Raw genomic sequence first — 21,298 nt, 5'->3', positions numbered from 1 at the left:
GTTCGCTCCCGCCGCGCGCAAAGCCCGTAAAGTCGGCTCTCCCGCAGCAATGCCCGCATTCCGAAGGAGAGCCGCATGTCCCGTTTCAGCTTCATCCGCCGCGCCGTCGTCGCGCTGACCGCCTTTGCCGCGCTCGGCGCGGCGCACGCCGAATCGCGCGAAGTCGTGATCGCGTACCAGGACATGGTCGTACCGTGGCGCTACGCGCAGGCGAGCGGTGAAGTCGAAAAGGCGACCGGCTACAAGGTCACGTTCCGCAAGCTCGACAGCGGCGCCGACGTGATCCGCGCGCTCGCGTCGGGCTCCGTGCAGCTCGGCGAAGCGGGCTCGAGCCCGATCGCGGCAGGCCTGTCGCAGGGGCTCGACATCTCGCTGTTCTGGGTGCTCGACAACATCAACGACGCCGAGGCGCTCGTCGCGCGCAACGGCTCGGGCGTGACCAGCATCGCCGCGCTCAAGGGCAAGAAGATCGGCGTGCCGTTCGTGTCGACGTCGCACTTCCATACGCTCGTCGCGCTGCAGGCCGCGGGCGTCAATCCGAACGACGTGAAGATCGTCAACCTGCGTCCGCCCGAAGTCGCCGCCGCATGGACGCGCGGCGACATCGACGCGACCTATATCTGGGACCCGGTGCTCGCGAAGGTCAAGCAGTCGGGCACCGTGCTGACGACGTCCGGCCAGGTTGCGAAAGAAAGTGGCAAGGCGACCTTCGACGGCTTCGTCGTGAGCCGCAAGTTCGCGCGCGAGAACCCCGAGTTCGTCACGCGCTTCGTGAAGGTGCTCGCGGCGGCGGACGCCGACTACCGCGCGCATGCGGCGGCGTGGAAGGTCGGCTCGCCGCAGGTCGCGGCGGTCGCGAAGGTGTCCGGCGCGAACGCGCAGGACGTGCCGGCCAGCCTCGCGCTCTACGCATTCCCGACGGCGGCCGAACAGGTATCGCCGACGTGGCTCGGCGGCGGCGCGCAATCGGGCGCCGCGAAGTCGCTCGCGGCCACGGCCACGTTCCTCAAATCGCAAGGCACGATCCAGACGGTGCTGTCCGACTATTCGGTCGGCGTCGATCCGCAGTTCGTGCAGAAGGCCGCGCGCTGAGCGCGGCCACTCAGCCCACTCATCGCGGAGGCCTTCGATCATGAGCACGCTGGAAGTCCGCCAGGTATCGGTTGCCTATCCGGGCGAGCGCGGCAGGCCGACGACGCAGGCGCTCGCGCAGGTCGACCTGCGCATCGATGCCGGTGAATTCGTCGTCGCGCTCGGTGCGTCCGGATGCGGCAAGACCACGCTGCTGAACTGCATGGCCGGCTTCGTCGCGCCGACGACGGGCGACGTGCGCGTCGACGGCGTGCCGATCACGGGCCCCGGCGCCGATCGCGGCGTCGTGTTCCAGAAATACGCGTTGCTGCCGTGGCTCGACGTGCTCGACAACGTCGCGCTCGGGTTGCGCTTTGCGCGCGTGTCGAAGGCCGAACGCGAAGCGCGGGCGCGCGAGATGCTGACGCTCGTCGGTCTCGAGCGCCACGCGCATGCACGCGTGTATGAACTGTCGGGCGGGATGCAGCAGCGGGTCGGCATCGCGCGTGCGCTCGCCAGCGACCCGCGCGTGCTGCTGATGGACGAACCGATGGGCGCGCTCGATGCGATGACGCGCGGCACGATGCAGGCGCTCGTGCTCGACGTGTGGGCGCGCACCGGCAAGACGGTGTTCTTCATCACGCACGACGTCGAGGAGGCGTTGTTCCTCGCGACGCGTCTCGTCGTGATGACGCCGGGCCCCGGTCGCATCGCCGAAACCTTCGAGTTGCCGTTCGCGCGCCGCTACGTCGAATCGCGCGACGCGCGTGCGGTGAAGTCATCGCCGGATTTCATCGGGTGGCGCGAGCGGCTGATCGCGTACCTGCATCGCGACGAGGCGGTCGCGGAGCCCGCGTGATGCACGAGTTCGCGCGGCAGGGTGCGTCCGTCGGGCGCGGCCGGATCAGTACATTGCACAGGCAGGACGACATGAGCACGCAGGATTCCTGGGCGGCCGATCGCGCGACCGCCGACTCCGAACGGGATGCGCGCGCGGCGCAACAGCGCCATGCGGTGCGTCCCGCCCGGACATCACATCGTTACCGGTTGCCGGGGCAAGGAAAGACGGCCGGGTTGAGCGCTGCGACGATCGCGGCATTGGCTGCGCTCTGGTGGGTCGCGACGCATTTCCAGTGGCTGCCGCCGCTGTTCCTGCCCGCACCGGAAGCAGTGTGGACCGCGTTCGTCGATGCATGGCACGGTCGCATCCAGGGCGGCCTGCCGTTGTCCGAACATCTGCTGTGGAGCGCCGCGCGCGTGTTCGGCGCGTTCCTGCTCGCGACCGCGATCGGCGTGCCGGCCGGCATCCTGATGGGCGTGAGCCGCATCGCGCGCGGCGTGCTCGATCCGTTGCTGGAATTCTATCGGCCGCTGCCGCCGCTCGCGTATCTGCCGCTCGTCGTGATCTGGTTCGGCATCGACGAAACGGCGAAGCTGGTCGTGATCTTTCTCGCCTGCTTTGCGCCGATCGCGATGGCCGCGCGCGCCGGCGTGCGTGCGGCAACCGTCGAGCAGATCAACGCCGCGTATTCGCTCGGCGGCAGCTTCGCGCAGATCGTGCGCCATGTCGTGCTGCCGGCCGCGCTGCCGGAGATCCTCACCGGCCTGCGGATCGCGATCGGGTTCGGCTGGACGACGCTCGTCGCGGCCGAGATGGTCGCCGCGACGGCCGGGCTCGGGCAGATGGTGCTCAACGCATCGAGTTTCCTGCGCACCGACATCGTCGTGATGGGCATCCTGATCATCGGCGCGATCGCATGGCTGTTCGATCTGGCGATGCGCTGGGTCGAGCGGCGGGTGGTGCCGTGGAAGGGGCGAGGGTAGGCCGTACAGGCGGAAAGGACTTACGGTGGGTGCCCGTGTCGAGAAGACCGAGGGGCCGGGTTCGTATCGAACGAACCCGGCCCCTGTTGTTTGATGCGGCTAATGTCGCCGTGGCGCGTTACCAGCGATAGCCGGCGCCGGCGCCGACCGCGACCGTGCCGCGAGTATTGGTCGACCCGGACGCCTTGACCACCCAGCGCCCGTTGCGGGTGGCGGTCGACAGGCCGAACGCGACGGCCGACTGCCCGCTGTAGGTGCCGCCGGCGATCGCCACCATGCTTTCGCCTGCCAGCGATGCCTGCGGCAAGTTCGCGATCGCCACCGCCGACGCAATACCGCCGCTCGCGTCGCGCCGGTAATGATCCATGTCGGAACGAACGCTGCCGATGTGGTCGTTCAGTTGCTGCACGTTCACGGCGTCGGTCGGCGCGGTGCCGGCCTTGACGTTGGTGATCTGCCGCTCCTGCCCCGGTGCGCCGACGGACACCGTGTTGTCGCGATCGGCGACGGAGCCGTTGCCGAGTGCCACGGAATTCTGGCTCGATGCGGTCGTGTTGTTGCCGATCGCGAGGCTGCCGTTGCCGGATGCGCTCGAGTTCGGGCCGAGCGCCATCGAATCCGAGCCGGTCGCGCCGGAGCCGTCACCCAACTGCGCCAGCTGGCCGCCCTGCCCGGTCGGCGGCCGGGTGTTCGGGCCGACCTGCTCGATGTTCTTGATGCGCGTGTCGAGCGATTCCAGGCGCGTTTCGAATTGCTGCTGCGTCGAGAAGAGCTGCCCGCCGTTGACGGCCTGCATGCTGCTCGCCGCGATCGCGCCTGCCTTGACGTTGTCGAGCAAGGTGCCGCCGACGCCGCCGAGCGTGGCGCGATTCAGCGTCAGGTCGTCGTACACGATCGCGCCGAGCGCCTTGCCGTTCGGATCGATCAGCCCGGTCGCCTTGAGCTGCGCGACCGTCACGGCGTCGGTATCGCCGGTGCCGTTCGACAGGCCGGTCAGCGTGCGCGTGCCGTCAGTGCCGCCGACGCTGACCGACGTGCCGCCCTTGTCGGCGCCGATCGAGATCGCGAGATTCGCCGGGTCCTGCCGGACGAGGCCGGTCGTGCCGTTGTCGAGCCGCGTGCCGAGATCGGTGACGTCGTTGCGGATCGACGTGACGTTGTTTTCGACGGTGGTGACACGCCCGTCGATCGTCGTGACGCGTCCGTCGAGTTGGGTCAGCGCACCGCCGACGGTGTTGAACGATCGTCCGTCCACCGTGTAGTTCGGGCCGCGCACGGTGCCGTCCGCGTTGACGGCCGCATCGCCGCCGAGCGCCGCGACCACGGGCTTCAACTGCGACAGGTTGGTTGCGTCGGTGTCGCGCGTGCCTGCGCCGAGGTTGACGAGCTGGCGCTGGGTGTCCGCCGTGCCGATCGACACGGTGTTCGTGCGGTCGGCGACGCTGCCCTGGCCGAGCGCGACCGCACCGTGCGCGGTGACCTTCGCGTCCGCGCCGAGCGCCAGCGCGCGATTCGCGTTGACGCTTGACGACACGCCGAAGGCGCTCGAGCGATCGCCGTGGACGTTCGCCGCTTCGCCGACGGCGATGGTCGAGCGACCATTGGCGACGGCTCTGTCACCGATCGCGATCGCGGAATAATCGCCACCGGTTTCGCCGGTCGCCTTCGCGCCCGCCCCGATTGCGATCGAGCCGGCGCCCGAGGCGATCGGGTCGCCGCTGTCGCCGCCCTTGACGATCAGGTTGGTCTCGACGAGATCGGTGCCGGACGCGTGGCCGTAGCACGGCGCGAGTGCGGCGATGGCGAGGGCGAGCGCCGACAGGCGGGCGGACGGCGTGCGTTGTCGTTTGAGCGAAGCATGCGAGCGGGCACGCGTCGTACGCGAGTGTGCAGCGGAGATACCTGACATATTAATCGTAGTCCTGATCAACGTTATGCGTGACGCAGCCGAATGACGCCTGTGCGGCTTCGTCGAAAGGCGGGGGCGAAGTGTGGTGGTGCGTGTGCGGTGAACCGCAATCACGTCGCCCCGATGTAAGGGGAGCGACTATACGGACGCACGCAGGCGCCGTCGATCAGACAGTTTCGAAATTGATTGGGCGGATATAGGACGCGCTACGAGCGCATGATCGCGTGCCGGCGGTGTCGCCGGGATGGATCGGGTACAGGTGGGGCGTTGAGGCAGCGCGCGGCCAGGGCCGGCGGGCGCGCAGAGAGGGCGGGGGCGCATGGCGCATGAACGCCAGGGCCCCATGGGCGATGTACGTCGATTCACGCACACCACCACCGACGGACGAACATCGTCCGCTCAATCGCCCATCGCGACCCCTTCCCGACGAGGGTCCGCGCCGCCGAACCACACCGTCTGCCCCTGCACGTTCAGCCGCTGGATGCCCTGCAGCCCCGAGTTCATCTCGACGATCTGCACGTCGTGCCCGCGGCCCTTCAGCCCGTCGGCGAGCGCGTCCGACACGCGGCCGCGTTCGAGCTGCGTCGGCCCGTTCATCGACCCGAAGTTCGGCAGCGCGATCGCCTGCTGCATCGTCATGCCCCAGTCGAGCACGCCGACCAGCGTCTTCGTCACGTGATTGATGATCGCGGGGCCGCCGGCCGAACCGACGATCATCGTCACCTGCTTCGTCTTCTTGTCGAACACGAGTTCCGGCGACATCGCCGAGCGCGGTCGCTTGCCCGGCTGCACGCGGTTCGCGATCGGCCGGCCGTTGTCGTTCGACGCGAACGAGAAATCGGTGAGCTGGTTGTTCAGCATGAAGCCGCGCACCATCAACCGGGAGCCGAACGCGTCCTCGATGCTGGTCGTCATCGACAGCGCCTGACCGTAGCGGTCGACGATCGCGATGTCGGAGGTCGACGGCAATTCGGGGCTGCGGTCGTCGGCCAGCGCGAGCGCCGCGCCCTGCGGCGTGCCGGCTTGCGCGACGCCCATGCTGGTGTCGCCGATCAGCCGCGCGCGCTGCGCGAGATAGGTCTTGTCGGTGAGGCTCGCCCAGGTGCCGCCCGGCAGCGGCACGAAATCGGGATCGGCCACGTAGCGCGCACGGTCCGCGTACGCGAGGCGCCCGGCTTCGCTGAACAGGTGCGCGGCGAACGGCGTCGGCTCGTAGCCGACCTCGTTGCGCACCGGTTTCTGCGCGCCGATCTGCTGCCAGTCGGGCATCGCTTCCAGGATGCCGAGCATCTGCGCGATCGCGAGGCCGCCCGACGACGGCGGCGGCATCCCGCACACGACCGAGCGCCGGTAGTCGGCGCACAGCGGCGCGCGCACCTTCGCCTTGTAGCGCGCGAGATCCTGCAGCGACAGCAGCCCCGGGTTGGTCGGGTGCTTGCGCACCTTCGTCACGATGTCGCGCGCGATCGCGCCGCCATAGAACGCGTTCGCGCCGCGGTCGGCGACCTGGCGCAGCACGGTCGCGAGCGCCGGGTTCTTCAGCACCGTGCCGGCGGCCTTCGGCGTGCCGTCCGCGTTGTAGAAGTACGCGCGGGCGGCCGGGTCGTTCTTCAGGTACCTGTCGTTCGCGATCAGCATCGCCAGGCGCGGGCTGATCGTGAAGCCGCGCTCGGCGAGCCGGATGGCCGGCTGGAACAACCGGCGCCACGGCAGCTTGCCGTGCGCGCGGTGCGCGGCGTCGAGCATGCGCAGCACGCCCGGCGTGCCGACCGAGCGCCCGCCGACGACACCTTCGTAGAAGCTCATCGGCTGGCCGGTCGGCCCGTAGAAGAGGCGCTCGGTCGCGGCGGCCGGCGCGGTTTCCCGGCCGTCGTACGCCTGCGTCGTCTTGCCGTCGAAGTACAGCATGAACGCGCCGCCGCCGATGCCCGACGATTGCGGCTCGACCAGCGCGAGCACCATCTGCGTCGCGATGGCCGCATCGATCGCGGTGCCGCCCGCCTTCAGCATGTCGTAGCCGGCTTGCGTCGCGAGCGGGTTCGCGGCCGCGATCATGAAGTGCTGCGAGGTCCAGCCCGACTTGTCGGTCCAGCCGGACGACGGTTCGGGCGCGTGAACGCCGGGCAGCGGGACGGCCGCGCCCGACGCGGCGGCGACCGGGACGACGGCGCCCGACGGCGCGGACGGGGACGTGCAGCCGGCGTTCAACGCGACGAACGCGACGGCGGCGAGCAGCGTCCAGGGACGCGAATGCGGACGAATCCGGTCGAACATTGAACCCTCGGCAGCAGTGAATTCGAAGGAGACGGCGGCGTTGATGTTGACGTTGACGTTTACGTCGGTGCGGGCGCAACGGTGCGGCCCACCCCGGCGCGCTATTGTCGCCGCGGGCCCGCCGGCTTGTCATCCGACAGGAAACCCTGACGCATCCCGCCGGGCCCGCCCCGGCCGGACTTTCCGGCCTGTTCGAGGAGGAACTCTATGAACGTGGAAGTCGCGCGCGTGTGGTGGCGGTTCGGCATGTACAGCATGTACATGTGGGTACCGAAGATGCTGAGCCGGTACGCATCGAGCGACGTGACGACGGTGCCGTGCCGCAGGTCGTCCTGCATCACGTAGTCGGGCACGATGCCGACGCCGATGCCCGCGAGGATCGCCTGGCGCAGGAACAGGAAGTTCTCCGAAATCAGCGTCGGCTCGAGCAGCACCTCGTGGCGTTCGTCGCCGAGATACGCGGCGATGCGGAGCTGCCGGCCCATCACCGTCGCGGTGACGACCGGGGCCGCGGCCAGCGCGCCGAGGCTCGCCGGCATCCCGTGCGCGGCCGCGAACGCGGGCGACGCGCAGGCGACGTAGCGCACCGCGCCCATGTCGCGCGCGACCAGGTTCTGCGGCGGCTCGGACATCACGCGGATCGCGATGTCGACTTCGTCGCGCATCAGGTCTTCCACGCGATTCTCGAACACCACGTCGAGCACGATGCCCGGATGCCGCCGCTTGAACGCGAGCAGCCAGTCGGACATCACGATCTGCCCGTAGCCGCTCGGCACCGACAGCCGCACGCGGCCCTGCAGGTCCTGGCCGAGCGTCGTCACCGATTCCTGCGCGGCGAGCAGCTCGTTGCGGATGCGCCGGCCGTGCTCGTACAGCTTCAGCCCGATCTCGGTCGGCTCCATGCGGCGCGTCGTGCGCCGCACGAGCTGCTGGCCGATCGAGCGCTCGAGCTGGTTGAGCCGGTAACTGACGTTCGCCCGGCTCATCTTCAGCCGCTGGGCGGCCTTGCTGAGATTGCCGGCGTCGAGGATCTCGACGAGCAGCGTCAGCGCGTTCAGGTCCATGCGGGGTCTCTCCTGATCTGGCCCGTTAATCGGATCGAAGCGGTCCGACACGGTCCGAAAACATTCAGTGTCAAGTCAGATTTGACAGCTTGTAAAGGCGTGCGGGAATTGTCAATGAATCTCGATCAATCGAGAATCAGGGCATGCCTGCTGCCTCGACAGCTTCGAAGGAGACGCCATGAATTCCCCCGCCATCCCCCCAACCGGCACGGTCACGCGCGAACGGCGCGACAAGGTGCTCGTCGTCACGATCGACCATCCGCCCGTCAATGCGCTGTCCGCCGACGTGCGGCGCGGCCTCGCCGACGCGCTCGACGCCGCGCAGGCCGACGACGCGATCCGTGCGGTGCTGATCGTCGGCGCCGGCCGCAACTTCATCGCGGGCGCCGACATCCGCGAATTCGGCAAGCCGCCCGTACCGCCGTCGCTGCCCGACGTGTGCGAGCGGATCGAATCGGGTACCAAGCCGGTCGTGGTCGCGCTGCACGGCGCGACGCTCGGCGGCGGCCTCGAAGTCGCGCTGGCCGCGCATTACCGGCTCGCGGTGCCCGGCGCGAAGCTCGGGCTGCCCGAAGTGACGCTCGGCCTGCTGCCCGGCGCGGGCGGCACGCAGCGCGCGCCACGCCTGATCGGCGCGAAGGCCGCGCTCGACCTGATGCTGACGGGTCGCCATGCGAGCGCCGAGGAAGCGCTCGCGCTCGGCCTCGTCGATCGCATCGCGCACAGCGACGACACGCTCGCCGAAGGGCTCGCGTATGCGCAGGAACTTGTGTCGCTCGGCGCGCCGGTGCGCCGCACGCGCGACGCGCAGGGGCTGGCCGACCGCGCGGCCGCGCAGGCCGCGATCGACGCGGCGCGCGTGGAATTGCCGAAGAAGGCGCGGGGCCTGTTCTCGCCGGCGAAGATCGTCGACGCGGTCGAGGCCGCGCTCACGCAGTCGTTCGACGCCGGGATGAAGCTCGAACGCAGCCTGTTCCTGCAATGCCTCGACAGCCCGCAGCGCGCGGGCCTCGTGCATGCGTTCTTCGCGGAACGCGAAGCGGCGAAGGCGCCCGAGGCGCGCCGCGCGAACCCGCGGCCGGTCGAGCGGATCGGCGTGGTCGGCGGCGGCACGATGGGCGCGGGCATCGCGGTCGCGGCGCTCGACGCCGGGCTGCCGGTGACGATGATCGAGCGCGACGAAGCATCGCTCGCGCGCGGCCGGGCGCACGTCGAGAAGGTGTATGACGGCCTCGTCGCGAAAGGGCGGATGACGCCGGCCGCGCACGCGGCGCGGCTCGCGCGCTTCAAGGGCAGCACGTCGTACGACGCGCTCGCGCAGGCCGATGTCGTGATCGAAGCCGTATTCGAGGACATGGCCGTGAAGCAGGCCGTGTTCGCCGAACTCGCCCGCGTGTGCAAGCGGGGCGCGGTGCTCGCGACCAATACGTCGTATCTCGACATCGACGCGCTCGCCGCGAGCATCGACCGGCCGGCCGACGTGATCGGCCTGCATTTCTTCTCGCCGGCCAACGTGATGAAGCTGCTGGAGATCGTCGTGCCGGCGCGGGTGAGCCCGGACGTCGTCGCGACCGCGTTCGCGCTGGCCAAGCAATTGAAGAAGACGCCGGTGCGCGCGGGCGTATGCGACGGCTTCATCGGCAACCGGGTCCTCGCCGTTTATCGGACGGCTGCCGACTACCTGATGGAAGACGGCGCGTCGCCGTACCAGATCGATCGCGCGGTGCGCGGGTTCGGCTTCCCGATGGGCCCGTTCCAGGTGGTCGATCTCGCGGGCGGCGACATCGGCTGGGCGACCCGCAAGCGCCGCGCGGCGACGCGCGATCCGAACGCGCGCTACGTGGAGATTTCCGACCGGCTGTGCGAGCGCGGCTGGTTCGGGCAGAAGACCGGCCGCGGCTACTACCTGTATCCGGACGGCGCGCGCGTCGGCACGCCCGACCCGGAAGTCGACGCGATCGTCGCGGAAGAACGCGCGAAGAAGGGCATCACGCCGCGCACCTTCACCGACGACGAGATCCTGCGCCGCTACCTCGCCGCGATGATCAACGAAGGCGCGAACGTCGTGCACGAGAAGATCGCGCTGCGCCCGCTCGACGTCGACGCGGTGTTCCTGTACGGCTACGGCTTCCCGCGCTATCGCGGCGGCCCGATGCACTACGCGGACACGGTCGGCCTCGCGAACGTGCTCGCCGATATCCGCGCGTTCGCGAAGGAAGATCCGCTGTTCTGGAAGCCGTCGCCGCTGCTCGTCGATCTCGTCGCGCGCGGCGCCGATTTCGCGAGCCTGAACCGCATCGACTGAACACCCACCGCACCCACCGCATTTGCCACGGACCGAAGATGGACCTGAATTTCACTCCCGAAGAGGAAGCCTTCCGCACGGAAGTGCAGCGCTTCCTCGCCGCCGAACTGCCGGCGCGCACCGCGCGCAAGGTGAAGGGCGGCCTGCACCTGACGCGCGACGACATGCGCGAATGGCACGCGATCCTCAATGCGCGCGGCTGGCTCGCGAGCCACTGGCCGCGCGAATACGGCGGCCCCGGCTGGAGCGTCGCGCAGAAATTCCTGTTCGACAACGAATGCGCGCTCGCCGGCGCGCCGCGCATCGTGCCGTTCGGCGTGAACATGCTCGGCCCGGTGCTGATCAAGTACGGCAACGAAGCGCAGAAGCGTCACTGGCTGCCGCGCATTCTCGACGGCACCGACTGGTGGTGCCAGGGTTATTCGGAGCCGGGCGCCGGTTCCGATCTCGCGGCGGTGAAGACGAGCGCGGTGCGGCGTGTGGATGCGCAGGGCGCTCACTACGTCGTGAACGGCCAGAAGACGTGGACCACGCTCGGCCACTACGCGAACATGATCTTCTGTCTCGTGCGCACCGCGACCGACGTGCGCAAGCAGGAGGGCATCAGCTTCCTGCTGATCGACATGAATACGCCGGGCGTCGAGGTGCGCCCGATCATCACGCTCGACGGCGAGCACGAGGTGAACGAGGTGTTCTTCACCGACGTGCGCGTGCCGGTCGAGAACCTGGTCGGCGAAGAGAACCGCGGCTGGACCTACGCGAAATACCTGCTCACGTACGAGCGCACCAACATCGCGGGGATCGGCTTCTCGACCGCCGCGCTCGACCGGCTGCGCGCGGTGGCCGCGAAGGTCACGAAGAACGGCCGGCCGCTGGCCGACGATCCGTTCTTCGCGGCGCGGCTCGCCCGCGTCGAGATCGAACTGGAAAACATGCGCACGACCAACCTGCGCGTGCTGGCCGCGGTCGCGGGCGGCGGCGTGCCGGGCGCGGAAAGCTCGATGCTGAAGATCCGCGGCACGCAGATCCGCCAGGAGATCACTGCGCTGATGCGGCGCGCGATGGGGCCGTACGCGCAGCCGTTCGTCGACGACGCGCTCGACGCCGATTACGACGGCGAACCGGTCGGCCCGGAAGAAGCCGCGAGCGCCGCGCAGCAGTATTTCAACAACCGCAAGCTGTCGATCTTCGGCGGCTCGAACGAGATCCAGAAGAACATCATCGCGAAGCTGATGCTCGGGCTGTAACGAGGGACGCGACGATGGATTTTCAGCACACAGAAGACCGCCGGATGCTGGCGGACACGTTGAACCGCTTCATCGCCGAACAGTACGCGTTCCCGGTGCGCGACCGCATCGCGCAGTCGGCCGAAGGCTTCGACCGCGCGATGTGGCAGCGCTTCGCCGAACTCGGCACGGTCGGCGCGTTGTTCGCCGAAGCCGACGGCGGCTTCGGCGGCGCGGGCTTCGACATCGCCGTGGTGTTCGAATGCCTCGGGCGCGGGCTCGTCGTCGAGCCGTTCCTCGGCGCGCTGCTCGCGGGCCGTGCGCTCGCGCTCGCCGGTGGCGCCGCGCATCGCGACCGGCTCGCCGCGCTGATCGACGGCAGCGCGAGCGCCGCGTTCGCGCACGACGAACCGGGCTCGCATTACGAACTGACGACGGTGCGCACGCGCGCCGAACGTTCGGGCGACGGCTGGGTGCTGACCGGCGCGAAGGGCGTCGTCGACCAGGCCGCGCAGGCGGCGTTCTTCGTCGTCAGCGCGCGCGTGTCCGGCAACGACGACGACGCGGCCGGCATCGGCCTGTTCGTCGTGCCGGCCGATGCGCCGGGCGTGTCGTTGCGCGATTACAAGAAGATCGACGGCGGCCGCGCGGCCGAAGTGCGCTTCGAGCGTGTCGCATTGCCGGCCGACGCCGCGCTCGGCGCGCCGGCTGCGCTCGACGGCGAAGCGGGCGCCGAGCTGCTCGAACGCGTGCTCGGCTACGGGCTGCTCGCGCTGTCAGCGGAAGCGCTCGGCGCGATGGACGTCGCGAAGGAGCACACGCTCGACTACCTGCGCACGCGCAAGCAGTTCGGGATGCCGATCGGCAGCTTCCAGGCGCTGCAGCACCGGATGGCCGACCTGCTGCTCGAGGTCGAGCAGGCGCGCTCGGCCGTGATCAACGCGGCCGCGCAGCTCGATGCGCCGCGCGCGGTGCGCGAGCGCGCACTCGCGGCGGCGAAATACAGCATCGGCCGGATCGGCACGCTCGTCGCCGAGGAAAGCATCCAGCTGCACGGCGGAATCGGGATGACGTGGGAGCTGCCGCTGTCGCACTACGCGAAGCGGCTGGTGATGATCGATCACCAGCTCGGCGACGAGGATCACCATCTCGCGCGCTACATCGCGCTGTCGAAACAGTAAGGGCGCACGGCGCGAATGGAGGAGACAACGATGACGAACGAACCGCGCGCGTTGCCGCTGGCCGGCGTGAAGGTGCTCGATTTCTCGCGCGTGCTCGCGGGCCCGTGGTGCGCGATGGTGCTCGCCGATTTCGGTGCGGAAGTGATCAAGGTCGAGCATCCGGCGCGCGGCGACGATACGCGCGACTGGGGGCTGCGGATCGGCGACACCGAAACCACCTATTTCAACAGCGTGAACCGCAGCAAGCGGTCGATCTGCGTCGACCTGCAGACGGAAGCCGGCCAGCGCATCGCGCGCGAGCTGGCGGCGCAGGCCGACGTGCTGATCCACAACTTCAAGTGCGGCGGCGCGGAGAAACTCGGGCTCGGCTACGACGCGCTGGCCGAACTGAATCCGCGCCTCGTGCACTGCGCGATCTCGGGCTACGACCGGTCGGGCGCCGAGGCCGCGCGGCCCGGCTACGACCTCGTCGTGCAGGGCGAGGCCGGGTTGATGGCGCTGAATGGCGAGGCCGGCCAGCCGCCGCTGAAGTTCGGCGTCGCGGCGGTCGACCTGTTCACCGGCATGTATTCGGCGCAGGCGATCCTCGCCGCGTTGTACGAACGCCATGCGACCGGGCGCGGGCGGCGCATCGAGATGGCGCTGTTCGATTGCGGGCTGATGATCACCGCGTACTACGGGCTCGACGCGCTGCTGATGGGCGAGGACCCGCCGCGCTACGGCAACGCGCATCCGTCGATCGTGCCGTACGGCGTGTTCGACGCGGCGGACGGCCCGCTCGTGATCACGGTCGGCAACAACACGCAGTTCGCTCGCTTTTGCGACGCGATCGAGCGGCCCGATCTCGCGGCCGACGAACGCTACAAGACCAACCTCGGCCGCTCGCAGAATCGTGCCGACCTGCTGCCCGAGATTCGCCGCGAACTCGCGCGGCGGTCGCGCGCGACGCTGCTGGCGGCGCTCGCCGACGCGGGCATTCCGTGCGGCGAAGTGCTCGGATTGCACGAAGCGCTGACGTCCGAACGCGCCACCCGCGCCGGGCTCGTCACGCGGCAGCCGCATCCGGCCGCGGGCGCGGTCGACGTGCTCGCGCCGCCGTATCGCTTCGACGGCGCGCGGCTGCCGGTGCGCGGCGCGCCGCCGGTGCTCGGCGCCGATACCGAGGCGGTGCTCGGCGGCTGGCTCGGGATGTCGGCGGAGGACGTCGCGCGGCTGCGGGCGGATCGCGTCGTGTAGATCGCTTGTTCCGCCGCGGCGCGGGCGGTGAGTCGACGCGCGCCGACCATTCCACAAAACACCGCTCGCAATGATGAGCCGGAAATGGAGACACCATGGAGCTTTCCGTCATCGAATCGGTCACGGCGCGCCGCGACTACCAGCAGCTCGTGCGGGCCCGGCGCCGCTTCAGCTTCACGCTCACCGCGTTGATGATCGCCACGTACTACGGCTTCATCCTGCTCGTCGCGCTCGCGCCGCACGTGCTCGCCGCGCCGCTGTACCGCGGCGCGACGACGACGGTCGGGATCGCCGCGGGCGTCGCGATCATCCTGATCGCGATCGGCCTGACCGCGTGCTACGTGCTGCGCGCGAATCGTGCGTTCGACCGCCGCGTCGACGCGATCCTGCAACGTTCGTGACGGAGGCCCGCATGCGACGCATTTCGCGCGCGCTCGGCGCGCTGACCGTTCTCGTTTCCTCCACCGCCCATGCGACCGGCATCGCCGGCCCGATGCCCGACAAGGTCGAGCTGAACCCGGTCGCGATCGGGATGTTCTTCGCGTTCGTGTTCGCGACGCTCGCGCTCACGCGCTGGGCCGCGCGCCGCACGCGCTCGACGCGCGACTTCTACACGGCCGGCGGCGGCATCACCGGGCTGCAGAACGGGCTCGCGATCGCGGGCGACTACATGTCGGCCGCGTCGTTCCTCGGGCTGTCCGGGATGGTGTTCATGTTCGGCTTCGACGGGCTGATCTACTCGATCGGCTTCCTGGTCGGCTGGCCATTCGTGATGTTCCTGATCGCCGAACCGCTGCGCAACCTCGGCAAGTTCACGTTCGTCGACGTCGTCGCGTACCGCTTCGCGCAGCGGCCGATCCGGCTGCTGACCTCGGCGAACGCGCTGACGATCGTCGTGCTGTACCTCGTCGTGCAGATGGTCGGCGCCGGCAAGCTGATCCAGCTGCTGTTCGGGCTGTCGTATGGCACGGCCGAGCTGATCGTCGGCGTGCTGATGGTCGTCTACGTGTTCTTCGGCGGGATGACCGCGACCACCTGGGTGCAGGTGATCAAGGCCGTGCTGCTGCTGTGCGGCGCGACGCTGCTCGCGTGGCTCGCGCTCGGCGAATTCGGCTTCAGCGTCGACACGATGTTCCGCCGCGCGGTGGCCGTGCATCCGGGCGCGCTGTCGATCATGGGGCCCGGCAAGCTGATCCGCGACCCGGCCAACGCGCTGTCGCTCGGCATCGCGCTGATGTTCGGCACGGCCGGCTTCCCGCACATCCTGATGCGCTTCTTCACGGTGCCGAACGCGAAGGAGGCGCGCAAGTCGGTGCTGTACGCGACCGGCTTCATCGGCTACTTCTACCTGCTGACCTTCGTGATCGGCTTCTCGGCGATCGTGCTGCTCGCGCAGCATCCGGAATTCTTCCGGCTCGGCGCGAACGGCACGTTCAACCTGACGCACGACCTGCTCGGCGGCTCCAACATGGTCGCGGTGAAGCTCGCGCAGGCAGTGGGCGGCAACTGGTTCTACGGGTTCATCGCGGCCGTCACGTTCGCGACGATCCTCGCGGTGGTCGCGGGCCTGACGCTCGCCGGCGCGACGACGATCTCGCACGACCTGTATGCGCAGATGTGGGCGCGCGGCAAGCCCGACGAACGGCTCGAGATGCGCATCTCGCGCGCGGCGACGATCGGGCTGTCGGCCGTCGCGATCGCGCTGTCGATCCTGTTCGAGCACGTGAACGTCGCATTCATGGTCGGGCTCGTCGCGGCGGTGGCCGCGAGCGCCAATTTCCCGGTGCTCGCGATGTCGATCTTCTGGCGCGGGATGACGACCCGCGGCGCGGTGCTCGGCGGCGGTCTCGGCCTCGTGTCGGCGGTCGCGCTCACGGTGTTGTCGAAGTCGGTGTGGGTCGACGTGCTGCACCACGCGCACGCGGCGGTGTTCCTCGACAACCCGGCGCTCGTGTCGGTGCCGCTCGCGTTCGTCGGGATCGTGGTCGGTTCGCTTGCGGATCGCGGGGAGCGCGCACGCCGCGAGCGCGACGCGTTCGCGCAGCAGGAGTTCTACGCGCAGACCGGCCTGCTGGCCGGCGAGGCCGTGCAGCACTGATTCCTCTGATGAACGACGCATCCGTCCGGATCGCTGGACGGATATTTTCCGGAAATCCGGAATCCCGGATTTCCTTGCCTGCCGCATTATGGGAAATACAATGAAAACAACGGCTTGAGGGGTTCCGGAAACCTGGCATCGACCTTGCGATATAAAGCGCACGGCCATCCCCCGGCCGAACTACTACAGCAAGCAAGGAGACAACCGATGACCAATGCCTTCCTCCCCCTCCGGATGTCCTGAGGCATCGCTTGTTGCGGCACGGCAGCCGCGCGGGTGAATGCCTTTCCCCTGAGACATTCGCCTGCGCGCGTGACGCCGTTTCCACGGCTCATCTACTTCAGCAGGAACCATCGTGAAGAAGAAACCCTTCTACAAAGTGCTCTATGTGCAGGTGATTTTCGCCATCATCGTCGGCGTGATCCTCGGCCACTTCTACCCATCGATCGCCACCGACATGAAGCCGCTCGGCGACGGGTTCATCAAGCTGATCAAGATGGTGATCGGCCCGATCATCTTCTGTACGGTCGTCACCGGCATCGCCGGCATGGAGGACATGAAGAAGGTCGGCCGCGTCGGCGGCAAGGCGCTGCTGTACTTCGAGATCGTGTCGACCTTCGCGCTGCTGCTCGGCCTCGCGGCCACGCACCTGCTGCGTCCGGGCGTCGGCTTCAACATCGATCCGGCGACGCTCGACGGCAAGGCCGTCGCGTCGTACGCGGCGAAGGCGCACGGGCAGTCGACGGTCGACTTCCTGATGCACATCATCCCGAACACGATGGTCGACGCGTTCGCGCAGGGCGAAATCCTGCAGATCCTGCTGATCGCGCTGCTGTTCGGCAGCGTGCTCGCGCACCTCGGCGAGCGCGGCCGTGTGGTCACCGACTTCATCGACGGCCTGACGCGCGTGCTGTTCGGCATCGTGCACATCGTCACGAAGCTGGCCCCGATCGGCGCGTTCGGCGCGATGGCGTTCACGATCGGCAAGTACGGCGTCGGCTCGCTGGTGCCGCTGCTCAAGCTGATCGGCACGTTCTACCTGACGTCGGTCGTGTTCGTGCTGGTCGTGCTCGGCGCGATCGCGCGCTTCACCGGCTTCTCGATCATCCGCTTCGTGTCGTACATCAAGGAAGAGCTGCTGATCGTGCTCGGCACGAGCTCGTCGGAAGCCGCGCTGCCGCAGCTGATGGAAAAGCTCGAGAAGGCCGGCTGCTCGCGTTCGGTCGTCGGCCTCGTCGTGCCGACCGGCTACTCGTTCAACCTCGACGGCACCAACATCTACATGACGATGGCCGTGCTGTTCATCGCGCAGGCGACCAACATCGAGCTGACGTGGATGCAGCAGCTCACGCTGCTGGCCGTCGCGATGCTGACGTCGAAGGGCGCGAGCGGCGTGACCGGCGCGGGCTTCATCACGCTGGCCGCGACGCTGGCCGTCGTGCCGACGATCCCGCTGTCGGGCATGGTGCTGATCCTCGGCATCGACCGCTTCATGAGCGAATGCCGTGCGCTGACCAACATCGTCGGCAACGGCGTAGCGACGGTCGTCGTGTCGGCATGGGAGAAGGAGCTCGACCGCAACAAGCTGCGCCAGGCGCTGAAGGGCGGCGGCGAAGTCGCGCCGACCGAGACGACGGCCGGCGTCTGACGTCATGAAGGAGCAGGCGGCGGCACCGCCCGCCGGCCGTGCGGCCCGCGGCGGCCGGGGCATCGAGGCGGAGGCCTATGACACAATAGGCGATCCGCATCGCCAGGAAGCCTCGACCGTGACGCGCCGCCTGCTCATCCTCGTCGTGCTCGCCGCCGCGCTCGTCGCGGCGTGCGCGCTGACGTGGACGATCACCTGGCAGCGCGGCGTCGCCGAGCTGCAGCGCAATGCCGCGGTGCGGGTCGACCGCACCACCAGCGCGCTCAAGAGCACACTCGACCGCTACGAATCGCTGCCTTATCTGCTCGGCAGCCATCCGTACGTGCAGGATCTGCTCGCCGACCCGAAGCGCGGCGACTACACCGCCCGCGTCAACCGCTATCTCGAAGACCTCAACGAACACGCGCACGCGACCGTCACCTACGTGATCGGTGCGGACGGCCTGTGCGTCGCCGCCAGCAACTGGCGCGCGCCCGACAGCTTCGTCGGGATCGAATACCGTTTCCGCCCGTATTTCCTCGACGCGATGAACGGCCAGGTCGGCCGCTTCTTCGGGATCGGCACGATCTCGCGCGATCCCGGTTACTACATCTCGCAGCCCGTGTGGCGCGACGGCAAGATCGCGGGCGTCGTCGTCGTGAAGCTCAACCTCGAATGGTTCCAGGGCGCCGACGCGTCCGAGCCGCTCGTCGTCGTGGACGATCACGGCGTCGTGTTCCTGTCGTCGGTGCCCGCGTGGAAGTACCACACACTGCGCCCGCTCACGGGGCCGGTCGCCGCGTCGATCTACGAAACGCGCCAGTACGCGCAGCAACCGGTCACGCCGCTGCCGCTGCGCGTCGAGCAGACGCTCGGCGCCGACGCGGAAATCGTGCGCCTCGGCGCCGGCCGGCGCGCGCCGCGCTTCCTCGCCAGCAAGCGGCGGATCGGCGAGCCCGACTGGCTGCTCGTCACGCTCGCGCCGCTCGCACCGGTCGACGCCGATGCGCGCAACGCGACGATCGTCACCGGTTTCGGCTTCGTGTCGGTCGCGCTCCTGGCGTTCTACTGGCGGATGCGCCGCGCCCGCGTGCGCGAGATGATCCGCGGTCGCGCGCTGCTGCAGCAGGCGTACGCGGAGCTGAACCGGCGCGTCGAGGAGCGTACGGCCGATTTGTCTGAAGCGAACGAGCAGTTGCAGAAGGAAGTCGGCGACCGGATTCGCGCGGAGCAGGAGCTGCGCGCCGCGCACGACGAACTGATCCAGGCGAGCAAGCTCGCCGCGCTCGGCCAGATGGCGGCCGGCATCACGCATGAGCTGAACCAGCCGCTCGCGGCGCTGCGCAGCTTCTCGGACAACACGCGCGTGTTGCTCGATCGCGGCGAGCAGGCCGCCGCGCGCGAGAATCTCGAGGCGATCGCCGCGCTCACCGAGCGGATGGGCAAGATCACCAACCAGCTGAAGCTGTTCGTCGGCCGAGCGAAGCCGCGCAACGAGCGGGCACTCGTCGTGCGCGCGCTGCGCAGCGTGCTGTCGCTGCTCGGCGAGCGCCTGCGCGGCGTCGCGCTCACGCTGACGCTGCAGGACGCGACCGTGTCGCCCGCGCACGACGCGCCGCTCGACCTGGCGCGCGACTATCCCGAACTCGTCGCGCGCTGCGAGGATCTGCGCCTCGAACAGGTGCTGATCAACCTGCTCGGCAACGCGCTCGACGCGGTGGCCGGCGTCGCGGCGCCGGCCATCGAGGTGACGATCGCGGTGTCGGCCGCGACACTCTCGGTCGAGGTGCGCGACAACGGCTCCGGCATTGCGCCCGATCTGCTGCCGCGCCTGTTCGAGCCGTTCTTCACGACCAAGGAAATGGGGCGCGGGCTCGGGCTCGGCCTCGCGATCTCGTCGTCGATCGCGAGTGACGCGGGCGGCGCGCTGACCGCGCGCAACGCACCATCGGGCGGCGCGCTGTTCGTCTTGACGCTGCGGCGCGCCCGCACGCATCATCCGGACTCCGTGTCCGAGCCGGCGGGCTCGCATTAGCGTGAACAGGCCGGTCGACGAACGACCGGGATCAACGAGAGCCGCACGCACCAGCGCCGCGCGGCCTGTCAGGAGCAAGTGACCAAGATGGCCAACCGGCTGCAAGTGATCTATATCGAAGACGATGCGCTCGTGCGCCGGGCGAGCGTGCAGAGCCTTCAACTGGCGGGCTTCGACGTCGCCGGCTTCGAGTCGGCCGAGGCGGCCGAGAAGGCGATCGTCGCGGATACCGCCGGCGTGATCGTCAGCGACATCCGGCTGCCCGGCGCGAGCGGGCTCGACGTGCTCGCGCAGTGCCGCGAGCGTGTGCCCGACGTGCCGGTGATTCTCGTCACCGGGCACGGCGACATCTCGATGGCCGTCCAGGCGATGCGCGACGGCGCGTACGATTTCATCGAAAAACCGTTCGCGGCCGAGCGCCTGATCGAGACGGTGCGCCGCGCGCTCGAGCGCCGCGAGCTCGTGCTCGAGAACCACGCGCTGCGGCGCGAGCTGGCCGGGCAGAACGTGGTCGCGCCGCGCATCATCGGCCGCAGCCCCGCGATCGAGCAGGTGCGCAAACTGATCGCGAACGTCGCGCCGACCGACGCGTCGGTGCTGATCAACGGCGACACGGGCGCCGGCAAGGAACTGATCGCGCGCAGCCTGCACGAGCTGTCGCCGCGCCGCGACAAGCCGTTCATCGCGGTCAATTGCGGCGCGCTGCCCGAGCCGATGTTCGAGTCGGAGATGTTCGGCTACGAGCCCGGGGCGTTCACCGGCGCGGCGAAGCGGCGCGTCGGCAAGCTCGAATACGCGTCCGGCGGCACGCTGTTCCTCGACGAAATCGAAAGCATGCCACTCGCGCTGCAGGTGAAGCTGTTGCGCGTGCTGCAGGACGGTGTGCTGGAACGGCTCGGCTCGAACCAGCCGATCCGCGTGAACTGCCGCGTGGTCGCCGCTGCGAAGGGCGACATGAGCGAACTCGTCGCGGCCGGCACGTTCCGGCGCGACCTGCTGTACCGGCTCAACGTCGTGACGATCGCGCTGCCGCCGCTCGCCGAGCGCCGCGAGGACATCGTGCCGCTGTTCGAGCACTTCATGCTCGATGCGGCCGTGCGCTACGGGCGGCCCGCGCCGGTGCTGACCGACCGGCAGCGCGCGAGCCTGATGCAGCGCGACTGGCCGGGCAACGTGCGCGAGCTGCGCAATGCGGCCGACCGCTTCGTGCTCGGCGTGGCCGACATGCCGCCGGAAACGGGCGCGGGCGACGACGCCGACAACGACCAGACGCTGAAGGAGCGCATCGAGCAGTTCGAGCGCGCGGTGATCGCCGAGGCGCTGAACCAGACGGGCGGCGCGGTCGCCGCGACGGCCGACCGGCTGCATGTCGGCAAGGCGACGCTGTACGAGAAGATGAAGCGCTACGGGCTGTCGGCGAAAGGCGAAACCGAGCGCTGAAAAGCAAA

The 21,298-nt window shown here is 69.1% G+C and carries 15 protein-coding genes; 12 read left to right on the top strand and 3 right to left on the bottom strand.

Annotated features, from left to right (window positions below; translation table 11 throughout):
* The first annotated feature begins 75 nt into the window (after positions 1-75).
* The 3 genes from tauA to AP428_RS12015 are packed head-to-tail and all read left to right on the top strand — an operon-like array spanning position 76 to position 2,895.
* The gene (tauA, locus tag AP428_RS12025) at positions 76-1,092 is read left to right on the top strand and encodes a taurine ABC transporter substrate-binding protein (protein WP_054928076.1); all 1,017 of its coding nucleotides are present in this window, start codon (positions 76-78) and stop codon (positions 1,090-1,092) included.
* 40 nt (positions 1,093-1,132) lie between these two features.
* Complete coding sequence (locus AP428_RS12020; protein WP_012329291.1) at positions 1,133-1,930, top strand: taurine ABC transporter ATP-binding protein; 798 nt, start codon at positions 1,133-1,135, stop codon at positions 1,928-1,930.
* Positions 1,930-2,895: an ABC transporter permease subunit gene (locus tag AP428_RS12015; protein WP_027806730.1), complete on the top strand. Its 966-nt coding sequence runs from the start codon at positions 1,930-1,932 to the stop codon at positions 2,893-2,895. Before AP428_RS12020 ends, AP428_RS12015 begins: the two co-directional genes overlap by 1 nt.
* 118 nt (positions 2,896-3,013) lie before the next feature.
* Here AP428_RS12015 and AP428_RS12010 read toward each other — a convergent pair whose 3' ends face one another.
* From AP428_RS12010 to AP428_RS12000, 3 genes are all read right to left on the bottom strand, one after another.
* Positions 3,014-4,825 carry a YadA family autotransporter adhesin gene (locus AP428_RS12010; RefSeq protein ID WP_231691691.1) on the bottom strand — a complete coding sequence of 604 codons (1,812 nt, stop codon included), beginning with the start codon at positions 4,823-4,825 and terminating at the stop codon, positions 3,014-3,016.
* A 378-nt stretch (positions 4,826-5,203) separates the two neighbouring features.
* A complete protein-coding gene (ggt, locus tag AP428_RS12005; protein WP_054928074.1) occupies positions 5,204-7,078 on the bottom strand; it encodes a gamma-glutamyltransferase in 1,875 nt (624 codons plus the stop codon).
* A 101-nt stretch (positions 7,079-7,179) separates the two neighbouring features.
* Positions 7,180-8,142: a LysR family transcriptional regulator gene (locus AP428_RS12000; RefSeq protein ID WP_054928073.1), complete on the bottom strand. Its 963-nt coding sequence runs from the start codon at positions 8,140-8,142 to the stop codon at positions 7,180-7,182.
* Between the two features lie 178 nt (positions 8,143-8,320).
* On the opposite strand from AP428_RS12000, the gene AP428_RS11995 reads away from it, so the two are divergent.
* The 9 genes from AP428_RS11995 (at position 8,321) to AP428_RS11955 (ending at position 21,290) form a co-directional block, all read left to right on the top strand.
* Positions 8,321-10,447, top strand: coding sequence for a 3-hydroxyacyl-CoA dehydrogenase NAD-binding domain-containing protein (locus AP428_RS11995; protein WP_054928072.1), 2,127 nt, complete (start codon positions 8,321-8,323; stop codon positions 10,445-10,447).
* 38 nt (positions 10,448-10,485) lie between these two features.
* Positions 10,486-11,694, top strand: coding sequence for an acyl-CoA dehydrogenase family protein (locus tag AP428_RS11990; protein ID WP_054928071.1), 1,209 nt, complete (start codon positions 10,486-10,488; stop codon positions 11,692-11,694).
* A 14-nt stretch (positions 11,695-11,708) separates the two neighbouring features.
* Positions 11,709-12,854, top strand: a complete 1,146-nt coding sequence (locus AP428_RS11985; RefSeq protein ID WP_054928070.1) for an acyl-CoA dehydrogenase family protein — start codon at positions 11,709-11,711, stop codon at positions 12,852-12,854.
* A 30-nt stretch (positions 12,855-12,884) separates the two neighbouring features.
* Positions 12,885-14,090 (top strand): CaiB/BaiF CoA-transferase family protein, encoded by a 1,206-nt coding sequence (locus AP428_RS11980; protein WP_054928081.1) that lies wholly within the window; start codon positions 12,885-12,887, stop codon positions 14,088-14,090.
* A gap of 95 nt (positions 14,091-14,185) precedes the next feature.
* Complete coding sequence (locus tag AP428_RS11975) at positions 14,186-14,491, top strand: DUF485 domain-containing protein (protein WP_006477703.1); 306 nt, start codon at positions 14,186-14,188, stop codon at positions 14,489-14,491.
* An 11-nt stretch (positions 14,492-14,502) separates the two neighbouring features.
* Complete coding sequence (locus AP428_RS11970; RefSeq protein WP_011546292.1) at positions 14,503-16,188, top strand: cation acetate symporter; 1,686 nt, start codon at positions 14,503-14,505, stop codon at positions 16,186-16,188.
* Between the two features lie 355 nt (positions 16,189-16,543).
* Positions 16,544-17,836: a dicarboxylate/amino acid:cation symporter gene (locus AP428_RS11965; RefSeq protein WP_006477705.1), complete on the top strand. Its 1,293-nt coding sequence runs from the start codon at positions 16,544-16,546 to the stop codon at positions 17,834-17,836.
* 4 nt (positions 17,837-17,840) lie between these two features.
* Entirely contained in the window at positions 17,841-19,850 is a 2,010-nt protein-coding gene (locus AP428_RS11960) for an ATP-binding protein (RefSeq protein WP_054928069.1), read from the top strand.
* 87 nt (positions 19,851-19,937) lie between these two features.
* Positions 19,938-21,290 (top strand): sigma-54 dependent transcriptional regulator, encoded by a 1,353-nt coding sequence (locus AP428_RS11955; RefSeq protein WP_054928068.1) that lies wholly within the window; start codon positions 19,938-19,940, stop codon positions 21,288-21,290.
* Positions 21,291-21,298: the final 8 nt, after the last annotated feature.

The sequence above is a fragment of the Burkholderia sp. E168m22 genome (genome assembly GCF_001319805.1).
In the GTDB taxonomy this organism is placed as follows: Bacteria; Pseudomonadota; Gammaproteobacteria; order Burkholderiales; family Burkholderiaceae; genus Burkholderia; species Burkholderia orbicola.
This window is presented reverse-complemented; position numbering and strand designations above follow the sequence as displayed.

Bases quoted from the DNA above. Each gene is read 5' to 3' on its own strand.
- AP428_RS11980 (WP_054928081.1), top strand. From the start codon at position 12,885: ATGACGAACGAACCGCGCGCGTTGCCGCTGGCCGGCGTGAAGGTGCTC.
- AP428_RS11970 (WP_011546292.1), top strand. From the start codon at position 14,503: ATGCGACGCATTTCGCGCGCGCTCGGCGCGCTGACCGTTCTCGTTTCC.
- ggt (WP_054928074.1), bottom strand. From the start codon at position 7,078: ATGTTCGACCGGATTCGTCCGCATTCGCGTCCCTGGACGCTGCTCGCC.
- AP428_RS11990 (WP_054928071.1), top strand. From the start codon at position 10,486: ATGGACCTGAATTTCACTCCCGAAGAGGAAGCCTTCCGCACGGAAGTG.
- AP428_RS11955 (WP_054928068.1), top strand. From the start codon at position 19,938: ATGGCCAACCGGCTGCAAGTGATCTATATCGAAGACGATGCGCTCGTG.
- AP428_RS12015 (WP_027806730.1), top strand. From the start codon at position 1,930: ATGCACGAGTTCGCGCGGCAGGGTGCGTCCGTCGGGCGCGGCCGGATC.
- AP428_RS11985 (WP_054928070.1), top strand. From the start codon at position 11,709: ATGGATTTTCAGCACACAGAAGACCGCCGGATGCTGGCGGACACGTTG.
- AP428_RS12020 (WP_012329291.1), top strand. From the start codon at position 1,133: ATGAGCACGCTGGAAGTCCGCCAGGTATCGGTTGCCTATCCGGGCGAG.
- AP428_RS11960 (WP_054928069.1), top strand. From the start codon at position 17,841: ATGAAGGAGCAGGCGGCGGCACCGCCCGCCGGCCGTGCGGCCCGCGGC.
- AP428_RS11995 (WP_054928072.1), top strand. From the start codon at position 8,321: ATGAATTCCCCCGCCATCCCCCCAACCGGCACGGTCACGCGCGAACGG.
- AP428_RS12000 (WP_054928073.1), bottom strand. From the start codon at position 8,142: ATGGACCTGAACGCGCTGACGCTGCTCGTCGAGATCCTCGACGCCGGC.
- AP428_RS11975 (WP_006477703.1), top strand. From the start codon at position 14,186: ATGGAGCTTTCCGTCATCGAATCGGTCACGGCGCGCCGCGACTACCAG.
- tauA (WP_054928076.1), top strand. From the start codon at position 76: ATGTCCCGTTTCAGCTTCATCCGCCGCGCCGTCGTCGCGCTGACCGCC.